Origin of the sequence: Picosynechococcus sp. PCC 7002, from assembly GCF_963860125.1 — a bacterium.
Classification (GTDB): domain Bacteria; phylum Cyanobacteriota; class Cyanobacteriia; order Cyanobacteriales; family MRBY01; genus MRBY01.
The window spans coordinates 746495-760010 of record NZ_CAWLFA010000001.1; the positions used below are offsets into that span (position 1 = coordinate 746495).

Below are 13516 nucleotides of genomic sequence, written 5' to 3' on the forward strand. Positions count from 1 at the left end.
CACCTTTAAATCATAGGCAGATTCCCTGGGGGAGCCAAGGATTTAAGGACAGTTTTTCGATTGTCTGGGCACCTTACCAGGAACCAACGGCCCCTATGCCACAATGGAAAAGGAATTTTTTAACTTTATCCCTTAACCCAATCACAGGCGATCGCCCCTTTCCCTTGCAACCCATGCCCCAAGACGTACTCCTCGGCAAAAGTCTCCCGGAACTGACCGACTGGATCGAAACCACTGGTCAACCCGCCTACCGTGGCAAACAGCTCTACAATTGGCTCTACCAAAAAGGGATCCATGACCTGAGTGAAATCACCGTCTTTCCGAAGGCTTGGCGTGAGCAAATGGGCACCTATCCCGTGGGGCGATCGCAGATCCACCACCAACGCACCGCCCCCGATGGCACCCGCAAATATCTCCTCCAACTCCATGACGGTTTAATTATTGAGACCGTTGGCATCCCCACGGAAAAACGCCTCACTGTCTGTGTTTCTTCTCAGGTGGGCTGTGCCATGGCCTGTGATTTTTGTGCCACCGGCAAAAGTGGCTTTACCCGGCACCTCCAGGCCCACGAAATTATTGATCAAGTGCTCACTGTCCAAACAGACTTCCAGCAACGGGTCAGCCATGTGGTGTTTATGGGCATGGGGGAACCCCTCGCCAACCTTGAACAGGTGCTCAAATCGATCCAAAGCCTGAACCAAGACATCGGTATCGGCCAGCGATCGCTGACAGTTTCTACCGTGGGGGTGCCGGATCAGATCCGCGCCCTGGCCCAGCAGAATCTGCAAATTACCCTAGCGGTAAGCCTCCACGCCCCGAACCAAGCCCTCCGGGAATCGATTATTCCCACCGCTGTCCACTATCCCATTGAGGCTCTGTTGGACGAATGCCGCGAGTACGTCGCCATCACCCGTCGCCGCCTCAGTTTTGAATACATTTTGCTGGCGGGGGTGAATGATCTGCCCGACCATGCCGCCGAATTAGCCAAAAAACTAAAGGGGTTCCAAAGCCATGTGAATTTGATTCCCTACAATCCCATTACCGAAGTGCCTTTCCAGCGACCAGGGAAAAAACGGATCAATGTCTTTAAGCAAATCCTCCAGGATCACAAGATTGCTGTGAGCGTACGTTATTCTAAGGGCTTGGAGGCGGATGCGGCCTGTGGTCAACTGCGATCAAACCTCCGACGATCTGCCCCGGCAACGGTAAAATAAAACAGCAAAAACCCACCCTTAACCCCCAGAATCTATGAATATTTTCGGGATTGGCCTGCCAGAAATGGCCCTCATTTTTATTATTGCTCTGTTAATCTTTGGCCCGAAAAAGTTGCCAGAGATTGGCCGGAGTCTTGGGAAAACGATCCGTAGTTTCCAGGATGCCTCCAACGAGTTCCAGGAAGAATTTAAGAAAGAAGCCGAAAAAATTGAAAAAACTGTTTCGATGCAGGCCCGCCTAGAGGAAGGGAACGGCGAAAAAGTCGAGGCCACGGAAGCTAAACCGGAAACCTCTGATCAGGAAACAAAAGCTGATACCCCATCTAGTTAGGGATTAACTGGGTTTGTCCTTGGTATCTTGTTTAAGCCCACTGACTACCTGGGGTTTGACGGGGGCGATCGCCTAATAATTGTTGTTGAACGGCCTGTTGCAGATCCTGGCGGCGAATTTCAAGGCTCCCCTGGGCCTCGGTGAGGATCAAGCTATCAACGGCGGCCAGCGAAAATAGCTGAAACAACAGGTGGGTGACGGGCAGTGGCACAGCAATTAGGGACGGATCGGCATTGCTGCCCTGGTGCTGTTGGGCGAGGGCGAGGCTTGAGAAGCCGTAAATAACGGTTTTGGTCTGCTGGGGATCGCTCTGTTGGGCAAGGGTCGTGATGAGCCAGTCCCCCTCTAAAGATTGACAAACATAGTATTCGAGGGATTGTAATTTTTGGGCGAAGGCTTTGAGGACTGGGGCGATCGCCTGGGCCATCACCTGGGGCATCTTGCCATCCTGGGGGGCTTGGTCAATGAGGACTTGCAGTTGTTGGTCTAAATCCATAGAACAATATCAAGGCGATCGCCAAAAAATACATTGGTCTCCCCATGATAAACCTTGGCCAACAGTAAACCTTTTAGGGAAAACTTTGCACTGGAGCCGGATGGGGGGCAGACGCCGCCGTGGAACACAGTTCTTGGTAAGTTTGTTCGAGCTGACTGATGTTGTTCTGCAAGGTGTAACGTTCTAACACCCGCTGCCTCGCCTTGTGACCCAGGATTGTGACTAATTCTGGTTGTTCGCGGAATAAGGGTAAAAGGGTTTTCAATTGTCCGGTGACCCCCTGGGTATCGAGGACAACCCCGGCTCCTTGGTTGAGTACTTCCCCATCGGCGCCGGCATCCGTGGCAATGCAGGCCAAACCGCAGGCCATTGCTTCGAGGAGTGATAAAGACAATCCTTCCACCAAAGAAGGCAACACAAATACATCTGCCGCCCGGAGGAGGTCAATCCGCTGGGTTTCATCGCCGACGAACCCAAGCCAACGGACTCCTTGATCTTCGGTGTAAAGCAATTCCAGGGAAGCCTTGAGGGGGCCATCGCCGACCATTAACAGCACACAATCTTTCCCCATATTGGCCAGTCGCCAAGCCTTGAGGAGGGCTTCTACATTTTTCTCAGGGGCAATGCGGCCTTGGTAAATGAATACCCGTTTCGCTTGGAAGGTGTGGCGGTAGGCACTGAGGGCCGGGGCATATTTTTGTTCATCGACGCCATTTGGAATGATGCGCACCGTATCCCGTGGTACTCCCAGTTTGACGAGCATTTCTTTTTGGATTTCTGAGAAGACGATCACCCGGTCATAGTTGGCTAGACAGGGGGCATAGAGCTGGTAGGTGAGGTATTGGGTACTGGATTTGAGGTTGCGTAGTTTGCTGTCAAAGGGAGGGTGAAAGGTGGCCACTAGGGGCAAATCGAGTTCGCGGCAGATGTCGGGCAGACGAAAATCTAGGGGTGAGAGGGTCAGGGAGGCATGGACGAGGTCTGGCTGAAACTTTTGGAGCGATCGCATCAGCACTTGACTCGATTTCGGACTGGGGATCGTATAAATTTGCGATTTGTAGAGGAAGGGTAAAAAAACCTCTGGGCAGTCCCGCCATTTCTGATCGCATTCTTCTTGCTGGGCAAAGTGGAGAAAGCTCACTTGATAGCCCCGATCGAGGAGGTGATTGGTCACTTCACGGCCATAGGTGACATTGCCACAAAAAGGAGATTTTTTACCGAGCCAAGCAACATGCATTGAGGGGGATCCTGTGGTGTGCGTTAGGATTTGATTGAAATATACCAGTTCAATACCCCACCGGCGATCGCCAATCCCGAAAGGCCTAGAAGCACTGGTTGCAGGCCAAAAAAGGTTTCTGCCACCCCAGCCAGGGCCAGAGGTAAAGATAGAGCAATATTAACAGCATTATTCTGTAAACCGAAAACCTTCCCCCGGAGGATCGCCGGGGTTTCTCGCTGGATCGTCGTCTGCATCGGCACTCCCACCAGGGCCGCAAAAAAGCCAAGACAGGTGGTACTCACAAGGGCAAAAACCAAATTGTGAATCGAAAAAGAAAGGGCAATTAAGGCGATCGCCGTTCCAATGGAACCCCAAAGACTGAGGGTACGGTAGGGCAACTGATTCCCCCAGTGCCCCAAAAAGAAAGCACCAATCCCTAGACCAACGCCGCCCGCTGCCAACAAAAAGCCAAACTGCTCTGCCTTTAATCCCGGAATTTGCGCCGCCAGACTCACCGCCAATACCGCCAGGGCCGCAAACACAGAAAACAAAATCACCAATTGGATCAGCGCATTGCGCACCCGGTGGTTTTGATTCAGATAACTGAGGCCGTCTTGAATATCCTCCCAAACATGGGGCTGTTCCCGTTGGCGATCCGTTTCCGTTTCATTGGTCTTCAGGGCCAACAAAATCAAACCGGCGATCGCATAGCCTCCCCCAACTACAAATTCTTTCCCCCAAGTCCCCGTAATCCCGAAAGATTCAACCAGCTGATCCGCCAGGCCCAATAAGGGTTCTCCCACCGCAAACCCCACAATTAACAGGGCCATCATCGTGGTGGTGTAGAGAGAATTAGCCGCTAACAGGTGTTTGTTTTTAACAATGAGCGGTAAAGTCGCCTGTTCCGCTGGCGCAAAAAATTGTGTCAAGGTAGAAACAGCAAAGGTGATCCCCAATAAAAAGACAAATCCAGGGGGAAGCTCCCACCAATTGGGTTGATCTTGCACGAGCCAGAGTAAGAGGGGGATGCAAAAAACAAAGACGCCCCGCAACAAATTCGAAATAATCAGCACCCCTTTTTTAGACCAGCGATCCACATAAACCCCCGCAACGGAACCAAACAAAATCGCAGGCACCGTAAAGGCAATCATGATCGCTGAGACCCAAGCACTAATGCTCTGATCCGCCGTTTGAAAGTGACTGGCAATCAAAGCAATCATCAGCACGAGATAAATCTTGTCGGCCAGTTGTGAAAAGATTTGACCAAGCCAAAGGACGAGGAATTTCGGGTTGCGCAACACAGGCCCAAAACCATCTACACTCTGGGATGGGGCCACGCCCATCTCGGTTGGGGAAGTATCTTTAGGGGAGAGGGTCGGTAGATCCGTTTCCGTTGACATGGGTGCTCGGCAACCAAAAAGTTGATAAGGGAATCACTCTTAAGTATAAATCCTGCGATCGCCTTATGTTGGGGAGTTACCGCCCAGGATTCGCCCAGATTGTGTGCTTAGTGATGATGGCCATAGGCTCCATCTTCCGGAAAAAAGGGCAGCATTTCCTGTTTCAGTTGCAACCCCAACCGGGTAAGCATATCTTCGAGTACGTGGTCAGGGGAAAAGCGAAGATACTGGGGATGCACCTCTAGGGGTACATGGCGGTTGCCAAGGTGATAGGCAGCCCTGAGTAGCTCCAAAGGGGTCGAGGCCGTGACGGTAACCACGGGTTCAGGTTTTGCCTTAACCTGTACGAGAGTAGAACCAGTCGCGTCTTGAAAGTAGTCATCGGGATGGATATGGCTGCCACGGGATAGGTTGAAGTGAATCGCTTGGCCATTGTCTAACTCTAGGCGTTGGCGGCTCTTTTGACGTTCGGCAGCGGTGAGAAACAACTCCAGATCTACTTGGATCGGTGCCTGGGGTTGATATTTTTGGGTCAAGATTAAGTCAGCGTTAGCCATCGTCTTTAGCGATATGGAAGTACAAGAAAACCGGCAATTCTCAAGGAGTAAGTGTTAGTTTAGTCTAAATCGCTTCATAAAATTCTATGGGAAAGTAACAAAAAGAATGTTATGGGAAAAGTATTCGTATAATAGTTAAAAAAAGGTAATCAATGAAAATTTGGGATCAAGATAAATATCAAAAAGCATGGAATTTCGCTTCAAATGCACACAACGGTCAGAAATTACCAGGCAGTGATATTCCTTACATCAATCATCTTGGGCTGGTTGCCATGGAAGCAACAGCAACGGTGGCCCATGAGAGAATTGACAATCCAAACATTCTTGTTTTGTGTGCATTATTGCATGATGTCATTGAAGATACTTCTACTACATTTGAGGATGTAAAACGTGATTTTGGGATTGAAATCGCCGATGGGGTTTTAGCACTGACTAAAAATACAGAACTGCCTTCAAAATTTGAGCAAATGAAAGACAGTATCAACAGAATTCAATTGCAACCTAAGGAAGTGTGGATGGTTAAATTATGCGATCGCATTACTAACTTACAACCACCGCCAATGCATTGGGATAAAGTCAAAATAGCTACATACCAGAGTGAAGCACAGTTTATCTTAGAACAACTCGGTGAGGCCAGTCCGTTTCTTGCACAGCGATTGATCGTCAAAATATCCGATTACGACCAATATCTATAGGAAATATGCCTCAATTATTAATTGACGGAAACTTTGAGATTTTTAGCGATTTTTAGCGATCGCCAACCGGGAAGGTTAGCCTGGAGGAGTCTAGTCGTAAACCCGATCAAACCGATGAATACTAAGACCCTTACACCAGTCGCTCAACCGACCAAAAATGTAGGACTTTTATTTGGGCGGCTGCCTCGAAAAGATATTTCCCCAAACCACCCCGTAAACGGCAAAGGAAAATGCACCCATAGCGGCTGTGGTTGCCCCTCATTCGTTGATCCACCCGGAGGATTTGACTGCGCCCGCTGCGGCCACCCAATGTCCGAACATTGGTAGAACGTTCATCACCGACAAAAATCTGAGTTCCCCAAAACTGTAAAGCTGATTTTGGTCAGTCCACTACCTTCACAACACCCGATTTCTGGGGGCTGTAGAACTTGCGGTGTCAATTCCCCTTTGTCTATTTCCGAGAATCCTGAAGCCTGTATAAAGATTAGAGTGTTGCCAAATCGAGGACGCAATAATGGGATCAGTATTCGGGGAGTCTCAAGAATGCCCAAGCGATTCAAGCCATGGCAGCCAAAGGAAGAAATTAACAAGGGGTGGACAATGGGGGCGATCGCCTTGCCAGTTGTGCTCTGGATGACGGGGTGGTTATGGTGGCTCCCTGGCCAAAGACAGCAAACCAATTATCCTCATTTATTCCAAAACGAAAGCGTTACCCTCGTTGACACCCATCGCGATCGCGAAATTTTAGCCAGCGACCTCCGGGCGATCGCCGCAATTGTTGGCGGCATTTTCCTATTCCTCAGTTTCCGCAGGGCCACAAAAAAGACGGAAACCACTGACTTCTGCGGTGCTGATCTCAATGACACTAATTTCTGTGGTGCTGATCTCAATGGCGTTGATTTTTGCGGTGCGAGCCTAATTGATGCCAACTTTAGTGGTGCCAATCTCAGCGGTGCTAATTTTAACGGGGCGAACCTCAGCAGCGCCAATCTCAACGGGGCTAACCTCAGCGGTGCATCACTCCAGTATGCGAATCTCAGCCGCGTGAATCTTAGATACACCAACCTCAGCGGCGCTGACCTCAGGTATGCAAATCTCAGTGATGCTGATCTCAACTGCACCCTCCTGAGTGATGCCAACCTCAGCGAGGCGAATCTCAGTGGTGCCCTGCTCTTTTTTATCAATTCACGGGACGTGCTTAACCTTGAACCCATTCAACTCAAGGCAGAGCCCTCGCCCTTTCTCTGTAACGTTGCTCTCCCTACCTATGCCCAGCATCCAAAAATGAATCCCAACCGTGACTGCAACCGTATTCCGCGATTATTAAGCGATCGCTATGATATTTCCCTCGAAGAAGCTCAGGGGATCGTCGATGAAGCGCGGCAACATCGCTGGGACTAATTATCTAAGGATTTCTAACAGGCGATCGCCGACCCGGAGGGCATTGGCAATGACCGTCAACATGGGACTGGTGGCGCTACTGGACGGGAAAAAACTACTATCCACGACGTAGAGATTTTCGAGGTCATGGAGGCGACAATCCAGATTGAGCACGGATGCCGTGGGGTCTGTGCCAAAGCGACAGGTTCCGCACTGGTGGGCGACGACGGAAATGGGCATCCGAGCGTAGGGATGGGTTCCTTTAAATTCCTTGTCCACCGCCTTAAGAATCTGCTGCCAACGGTATAACAGGCGGTCGTGGGCTTCGAGGTTATTCTCGGTGTAGTTGAGGTGAACTTTATTATTTTTCAGCCACACACGGTTGTCGGGATTCGGTAAATCCTCCGTTTGCAGCCACCAACCCAGGGAGCGGGTCGCCAATTGTTTTAGCCCAAATTTCGGTAAGAACTTCGCTGCCACGGATATTAAAGGGGGCGATTCGGAGAAAATAACATCCTGTAAAATGCCGCCAGAATCCTGCACATGACCCATGGGATAGGGAAAATCTTGGTCGCCCCAATAGAAATCATTCACGTAGAGCGATCGCTGGAAAAGACCATCTTTGAGGGTGGGTTCCTGCTCCACGATGACCGTCATCAATTGCTTCATCAGGTTGCGACCGACCAGCCCGGAACTATTGCCTAAACCGTTTTCATGTTTGGCGTTCGCTGATTTGAGGAGTAATGCCGCTGAGTTAATCGCGCCGCACGCTAACACCACGATGTCCCCCACAAACAAAAAGGCTTGGTTTTGGATGACCGCCTGCACCCCCTTCACGATTTTGCCGGAGGGGTCGGTGTGGATGGAGGTGACCTGCGCCCCCGTTTTCAAAGTTAGGCGATCGCCTGCGCGGATAGCGGGACTAATCCCCGTATCCTCCGAGTCCGTACGCCCTTCCTGCCCGATGCCGATGGGGAGATAGTTCGGGTGCAAACCATAATCTTTAAAACGCTGATTAATTGCATCGAGTTGGGGCAACCTTTCGACCGGGGGAAAGCCATAATCCTGACTCCGAGAGGGTTCCGTGGCATCATCCCCGACTTGCCCATGCACCTGGTATAACTTTTCTGCTTCGGTGTAATAGGGTTCAAAATCGGCGTACTTTAACCCCCACTCTGGGGAAATGCCATCTTTGTGTTCCACCGCTTCAAAATCCTTTTCCCGGAGCCGCATCAACACGCCGCTATAGATTTTAGTGTTGCCGCCAACGCAATAACTGGTTTGGGGAGGAAATGGCTCACCGTGCTGGTCGTACCACTGTTCCGGGGCGTGGTATTGCTCTTTTTTAAAAACTTCGACTTCGGTTAATTCAGAGCTTTCCTTCTCGGAAAATTGCCCCTGTTCTAGCACCAAAACTTTCTTGCCAGCATCCGCCAGTTTTCGGGCGATCGTGCCACCGCCTGCCCCAGTTCCGACAACGATTACGTCATAAATTTGGTCATCAATAATCATTACTTACACACCACTATGTCTAAAAATGTTTGTAGGGCAAAACTCGGCAATTTTTTGTCAGGAAAAAGATCGGCGATCGCCCCAATTATTGCCAGAGATAAATCAGCCCGAAAAGAATAATCCAAATCACATCCACGAAGTGCCAAAACCACGACGTTGCCTCCACGCCATACTGTCCACCAGCGTAGTTATTTGGCAGGAAAGATCGACCAAGCATTACCCCTTGCAGCAAGACCCCCGTCAGGACATGCAACCCGTGAAACCCCGTCAGCAGATAGAAAATTCCCCCATAGACCCCCGACGTAAACTCAAACTCTAAACTCTGCCATTCCACCGCCTGACCATAGAGAAAATAACTCCCCATTGCCATTGTGAGCAGCCAGAAAAAACGGAAGCCCCAGAGATTTTCTTTATGCAGAAACCGCTCCGCCAGATAGATCACACCACTACTCGAAACCAGCACCACCGTATTAATCGCCGGATCATGGATTTCTAAACCCTCCACCCCCGGCGGTAACCAATCCGTTGGCGAGAGTTTATAGACGATATAACCCACAAAAAAGCTGATAAAAATCACACTTTCTGAGAGCAAAAAGACAATAAATCCAAACAGGCGATGATCCTCTTCTCCATGTCCGTGGCTTGTTGCCGAGATCGGGGTTTCATTGATGGCAGTCATAACAATAATCGCAGTGTTAAAAAAACTGAATTTCTAGGTAGGGGCGGTTCGCGAACCGCCCCTACGAATGGTGATGGGGCAACAACAAAAAAATCATGGGTTTAACCCCCCAGATTTTCCGTGAGGGGTTCCGATTTCCCGTAGCCATAGGGTTCCGCGATGACGATGGGCAACTCCTCGAAATTTTCGTGTTCCGGGGGAGAAGGTACAAGCCATTCCAAACCGATCGCCCGCCAGGGATTTGCGGGAGCGCGATCGCCGTTAATCCAGGACGCAATCATATTGAGCAAAAAAGGAATCGTGGACATGCCAAGGATAAAACCACCGATACTTGCAATCACATTCCAGAACGCAAACTCCGGATCATAGGACGCAACCCGCCGGGGCATTCCCATCAACCCCACCGGGTGCATCGGCAGAAAATTCAAAGTTGTGCCGATCATCGTCAACCAGAAATGCAGTTTCCCCAGACCCTCGTAGTACATCTTGCCTGTCATTTTCGGGAACCAGTGGTACACCGCCCCATAGATCCCAAAGACGATCGCCCCGTAGATCACATAGTGGAAATGCCCCACCACAAAATAGGTGTTGTTCACATGGATATCCACCGGAACCGATGCCAACATAATCCCCGTGATTCCTGCAAAAACGAAGTTAATCAGACCCCCCATCGCAAAGAGCATCGGCGTATCCAGGCGCAATTTTCCACCCCAGAGGGTCGCCACCCAGGCAAACACTTTAATCCCCGTCGGCACCGAGATCAGCATCGTCGAGAACATAAACAACATCCGCATCCAGGGAGGTGTCCCACTCGCGAACATATGGTGAACCCAGACCACCGCACTAAGGACAACAATAATCATCGAGGAAACGACAACCACCTTGTAGCCAAACAGGGGCTTGCGGGCGTAAACGGGAAATAATTCCGAGAAAAAGCCAAACACCGGCAACACCATCACGTACACCGCCGGGTGAGAATAGAACCAGAAAAAGTGCTGGTACAGCACCGGACTGCCCCCCTGGGAGGCATCGAAAAAGGTTGTGCCCACCGTGAGATCGAAGAGCAACATCACCGCCCCAGCAGTTAAAGCGGGCAACCCAAAAAGCTGAATAATTTGAGCCGCTAGCACCGTCCAAACAAATGCCGGGGTCTTAAACCAGCCCATCCCCGGACAACGCATCTGCACAATGGTCGTGACAATATTCACCGCCCCCAGGATCGAGGAAATTCCCGATAGCGCCACGGAAACCAACCAGAGAAATTCCCCATTAAGCAAAACGCCCGCTGGATTCTGGATACTCACCGGAGGATAAGACCACCAACCCGCCTGGGCAGGTCCCCCCGGAGCCAGGAAACTCAGCACCAACAGCGACCCAAACACCGGAACCATCCAAAAGGCGATCGCATTTAGTCGAGGGAATGCCATATCCTGTGCCCCGATCATCAGGGGAACGAGGTAATTCGCGAAACCTGCCAATACCGGAAATGTCCAGCCAAACAGCATTATGCTGCCGTGCATCGTAAACAGGGCATTGTAAACGGTGCGATCTACGAGATCCGGCTCTGGGGTGATTAGTTCCCCCCGCATGATCATCGCGAAAATTCCGGCGACGAGGAAAAAGAAAAAGGACGTGACAATGTATTGCAGTCCGATTACTTTGTGGTCGGTACTAAAGGAAAAAAAGGTTCGCCAGTTGGGCAGGTTGGTGAGGGGTTGTCCCTCGTTGGTCAGGGCTTCTGGGGGAGCTTGGGTCATGGTTTGTGAGCGATTACGGAATTACAGAAAATTTATGGAAGACTGACAAAAAAATTCAGAGGAAAAAGGTCAATAAACAAAATCAGGGATGATAATTCACCACGGGTGGCGGCGCAGGGGGCACGGTTTTCCAGGCAGCACGATCTTCTTTCTGCTGACGGCGGGCGTATTCACTGACGGCTTGGTTAGGGGCAGGAGTGGGGGGTTGGCGGGCTGCTTGGTTTAACCAGGTTTGGTAGTCTTCCTGGGATTCCACCACTACATCGGCTTGCATCGCTGCGAAATAGGTGCCGCTAAATTGGGAATCACGAATCCGATATTTCCCTGTTTTGATCGGTGTAAATTCAAAGTCCGTATCTTCAAAGGGGATCACGTCCTGCTTCACCCGGAAGGCGGGGATAAAAAAGCCATGGATCACATCGGGCGATCGCAGAATGAAGTGGGCGCGTTGGTTTACCGGGAGATGGAGTTCGGTGCTGGTGACATTTTTTTCGGGGTAATGGAAAATCCAGGCCCATTGCTTGGCAGTGACTTCCACATTGGTGACGGGCATAGCCATGGTGGTTTTCCCTGTAGAAACATTGGTCACTAAAGCCTCTTGGTGCATATGTCCCGGAGCTTGAATATTCATCTCGCGGTAGGTTTGATAGCTGAAATAGGCCAGATAAATGACGATCAAGAAGGGGATTGTTGTCCAAACGATTTCTAGGGTGACATTGCCTTCGATGGGGGGGCCATCGCTGGTGTCGTAGCGTCCTGCCCGGTGGAAGAGGATCGAGTAGGTCATCGTGCCGGCAACGCCAAACAGGATAAATGTGCCGATCGCCACCAGGGTGCTAAAGAGCCGATCCACCAGTTGGGATTCCACGGAAGCCTGGGGCGGCAACCAACTGTAAGACCATTGCCCGACCCAATAGCTAAATACCCCCAAAAGTAGGGCGATCGCCGAAAGTGAAATAATTGTTTTTAATTTCATAGCCTAATGTTCCTCACCCCTACCGCAACAGCACATTGGGATCTTCACCGAGCCGGAGCAGATGACCCGCCGTATTGTGCGCCCCAAATTCCGCTGCCAACTGAGCGCCGAGGGTTCCGTGGATATACATTACAAACATAATGACCAGTCCCGCCAGCAGATACCACCACTGCACCTGCCGACTGCGATCGCTGCGCCAGACATAGCGCTGAAAGCCTCGCCAAACGGTCATGCCAACGATTAACGCCAGTAACAGCACGCCGCCGATGCCGTGCCAAATCATCGTATCTATCGCAGTAAAATTCCAGGCACTTTTTACCTCAGACGGGGCATCCATCAACAGCATTTCGTAGAAACCTGCCGCCACCGTAAAAAAGGTAATGATTGACGCCGCTACCATGTTGTACCAGCCCACATCAAAGAAATTAGAGCGGGTGGCCGGGATCGCCAGATATTTAAAAATGGGACGCTCAAAAGTAAAAAATACACCGACAATATCGAAAGCAATGCCAATGATGAACAGCCCCAGGGTCAGATGCACCAGATTCGGGTGAATGGGAATGCTGTAGGGTAAGCCGTTTGCCCCCAAATCGAGTTGATGGATCAGATCAGAATACATCGTTTATAAAAGTCCCTCTTTCGCTGCTTGGACAATCTCTGTGGTGTGGAGTCCATAAACCCAGACCAATTTATCGCCGAGATAAACCTGGAAAAAAACAATTCCCGTCAAAATGGCTCCCATGCCCAGATAGGACATCGGCAAGGTTTCCGGGTTTTTAGAGCGAATCACGTAGCGCCAACCAGTCAAGGCCGCGATAATCCCCGACAAAGACCAACCAATGATCGTGTGGAGATTGAGCACGGGTTCAACGGCATCGTAGGCGATCGCCAAACCTGCTTCGATTTGTCCGAAGATAATGGCAATAAAAATCGAAACCGTGGCGACGAACATATTCCACCAGCTCACTTCATAGAGTTTGCTGTTGCGGCTGAAATAGCCAAGCACATCACAGAAAAAAGCAAATAACACCATCGCAATCACAAAATGCACCACAATCGGGTGAATTGTGTCGGGATAGGGCAGATTATGCTCGTTGAGGGGGGGAAGAAGATTATCAAACATGAAAATTGCGTGGAGAGGATGCGACCCAGTCCCCAAGAATTCTGAAGCCTTAGCAACTTTTAAGTTACTAATTTTCCAAAAAGAGAGTCCTTTGGGTTTGGTAGGTTTGGGTCATAGTAGATCAACACCAGAACCAGAAAATAAACTAAAAATCTGAGTTGAGTGAGTCCGACAACT

Annotated in this window: 13 protein-coding genes and 2 pseudogenes; 4 read left to right on the plus strand and 11 right to left on the minus strand. The window is 50.4% G+C overall.

What is annotated here, in order from left to right:
• The first annotated feature begins 173 nt into the window (after positions 1–173).
• Positions 174–1214 carry a 23S rRNA (adenine(2503)-C(2))-methyltransferase RlmN gene (gene rlmN, locus AACQ84_RS03625; protein WP_012306344.1) on the plus strand — a complete coding sequence of 347 codons (1041 nt, stop codon included), beginning with the start codon at positions 174–176 and terminating at the stop codon, positions 1212–1214.
• A 34-nt stretch (positions 1215–1248) separates the two neighbouring features.
• On the plus strand, positions 1249–1545 hold the full coding sequence (locus AACQ84_RS03630; RefSeq protein ID WP_012306345.1) for a TatA/E family twin arginine-targeting protein translocase: 297 nt from the start codon (positions 1249–1251) through the stop codon (positions 1543–1545).
• Positions 1546–1576: 31 nt separating this feature from the next.
• Here the strand turns inward: AACQ84_RS03630 and AACQ84_RS03635 are convergent, their stop codons facing one another.
• From AACQ84_RS03635 to ureE, 4 genes are all read right to left on the minus strand, one after another.
• Positions 1577–2041, minus strand: a complete 465-nt coding sequence (locus AACQ84_RS03635; RefSeq protein ID WP_012306346.1) for a hypothetical protein — start codon at positions 2039–2041, stop codon at positions 1577–1579.
• A 73-nt stretch (positions 2042–2114) separates the two neighbouring features.
• Entirely contained in the window at positions 2115–3278 is a 1164-nt protein-coding gene (locus AACQ84_RS03640) for a glycosyltransferase family 4 protein (protein ID WP_012306347.1), read from the minus strand.
• Between the two features lie 23 nt (positions 3279–3301).
• Positions 3302–4660 carry an MFS transporter gene (locus tag AACQ84_RS03645; protein WP_012306348.1) on the minus strand — a complete coding sequence of 453 codons (1359 nt, stop codon included), beginning with the start codon at positions 4658–4660 and terminating at the stop codon, positions 3302–3304.
• Between the two features lie 107 nt (positions 4661–4767).
• Entirely contained in the window at positions 4768–5217 is a 450-nt protein-coding gene (gene ureE / locus AACQ84_RS03650) for an urease accessory protein UreE (RefSeq protein WP_012306349.1), read from the minus strand.
• A 152-nt stretch (positions 5218–5369) separates the two neighbouring features.
• Here ureE and AACQ84_RS03655 point away from each other — a divergent pair, with 152 nt between their 5' ends.
• Together AACQ84_RS03655 and AACQ84_RS16350 are read left to right on the plus strand one after the other, a co-directional pair.
• A complete protein-coding gene (locus tag AACQ84_RS03655) occupies positions 5370–5912 on the plus strand; it encodes an HD domain-containing protein (protein WP_012306350.1) in 543 nt (180 codons plus the stop codon).
• Between the two features lie 633 nt (positions 5913–6545).
• A pseudogene (locus AACQ84_RS16350) lies at positions 6546–7067 on the plus strand (pentapeptide repeat-containing protein); the annotation flags it as partial.
• On the opposite strand, the pseudogene AACQ84_RS16355 reads toward AACQ84_RS16350, so the two are convergent.
• From AACQ84_RS16355 to AACQ84_RS03690, 7 genes and pseudogenes are all read right to left on the minus strand, one after another.
• Positions 7031–7126 (minus strand): annotated as a pseudogene (locus tag AACQ84_RS16355) (hypothetical protein); the annotation flags it as partial. The pseudogenes AACQ84_RS16350 and AACQ84_RS16355 overlap by 37 nt on opposite strands.
• A 187-nt stretch (positions 7127–7313) precedes the next feature.
• Complete coding sequence (locus AACQ84_RS03665) at positions 7314–8804, minus strand: GMC oxidoreductase (RefSeq protein ID WP_012306353.1); 1491 nt, start codon at positions 8802–8804, stop codon at positions 7314–7316.
• An 85-nt stretch (positions 8805–8889) separates the two neighbouring features.
• The gene (locus AACQ84_RS03670) at positions 8890–9483 is read right to left on the minus strand and encodes a cytochrome c oxidase subunit 3 (RefSeq protein ID WP_041443369.1); all 594 of its coding nucleotides are present in this window, start codon (positions 9481–9483) and stop codon (positions 8890–8892) included.
• A gap of 101 nt (positions 9484–9584) precedes the next feature.
• Positions 9585–11240 (minus strand): cytochrome c oxidase subunit I, encoded by a 1656-nt coding sequence (ctaD, locus tag AACQ84_RS03675; RefSeq protein WP_012306355.1) that lies wholly within the window; start codon positions 11238–11240, stop codon positions 9585–9587.
• Between the two features lie 82 nt (positions 11241–11322).
• Positions 11323–12216 (minus strand): cytochrome c oxidase subunit II, encoded by an 894-nt coding sequence (locus AACQ84_RS03680; protein WP_012306356.1) that lies wholly within the window; start codon positions 12214–12216, stop codon positions 11323–11325.
• Positions 12217–12235: 19 nt separating this feature from the next.
• Complete coding sequence (locus AACQ84_RS03685) at positions 12236–12835, minus strand: DUF2231 domain-containing protein (protein WP_012306357.1); 600 nt, start codon at positions 12833–12835, stop codon at positions 12236–12238.
• Positions 12836–12838: 3 nt separating this feature from the next.
• Positions 12839–13339 (minus strand): DUF2231 domain-containing protein, encoded by a 501-nt coding sequence (locus tag AACQ84_RS03690; protein ID WP_012306358.1) that lies wholly within the window; start codon positions 13337–13339, stop codon positions 12839–12841.
• Positions 13340–13516: the final 177 nt, after the last annotated feature.

Bases quoted from the DNA above. Each gene is read 5' to 3' on its own strand.
- rlmN (WP_012306344.1), top strand. From the start codon at position 174: ATGCCCCAAGACGTACTCCTCGGCAAAAGTCTCCCGGAACTGACCGAC.
- AACQ84_RS03630 (WP_012306345.1), top strand. From the start codon at position 1,249: ATGAATATTTTCGGGATTGGCCTGCCAGAAATGGCCCTCATTTTTATT.
- AACQ84_RS03635 (WP_012306346.1), bottom strand. From the start codon at position 2,041: ATGGATTTAGACCAACAACTGCAAGTCCTCATTGACCAAGCCCCCCAG.
- AACQ84_RS03640 (WP_012306347.1), bottom strand. From the start codon at position 3,278: ATGCATGTTGCTTGGCTCGGTAAAAAATCTCCTTTTTGTGGCAATGTC.
- AACQ84_RS03645 (WP_012306348.1), bottom strand. From the start codon at position 4,660: ATGTCAACGGAAACGGATCTACCGACCCTCTCCCCTAAAGATACTTCC.
- ureE (WP_012306349.1), bottom strand. From the start codon at position 5,217: ATGGCTAACGCTGACTTAATCTTGACCCAAAAATATCAACCCCAGGCA.
- AACQ84_RS03655 (WP_012306350.1), top strand. From the start codon at position 5,370: ATGAAAATTTGGGATCAAGATAAATATCAAAAAGCATGGAATTTCGCT.
- AACQ84_RS03665 (WP_012306353.1), bottom strand. From the start codon at position 8,804: ATGATTATTGATGACCAAATTTATGACGTAATCGTTGTCGGAACTGGG.
- AACQ84_RS03670 (WP_041443369.1), bottom strand. From the start codon at position 9,483: ATGACTGCCATCAATGAAACCCCGATCTCGGCAACAAGCCACGGACAT.
- ctaD (WP_012306355.1), bottom strand. From the start codon at position 11,240: ATGACCCAAGCTCCCCCAGAAGCCCTGACCAACGAGGGACAACCCCTC.
- AACQ84_RS03680 (WP_012306356.1), bottom strand. From the start codon at position 12,216: ATGAAATTAAAAACAATTATTTCACTTTCGGCGATCGCCCTACTTTTG.
- AACQ84_RS03685 (WP_012306357.1), bottom strand. From the start codon at position 12,835: ATGTATTCTGATCTGATCCATCAACTCGATTTGGGGGCAAACGGCTTA.
- AACQ84_RS03690 (WP_012306358.1), bottom strand. From the start codon at position 13,339: ATGTTTGATAATCTTCTTCCCCCCCTCAACGAGCATAATCTGCCCTAT.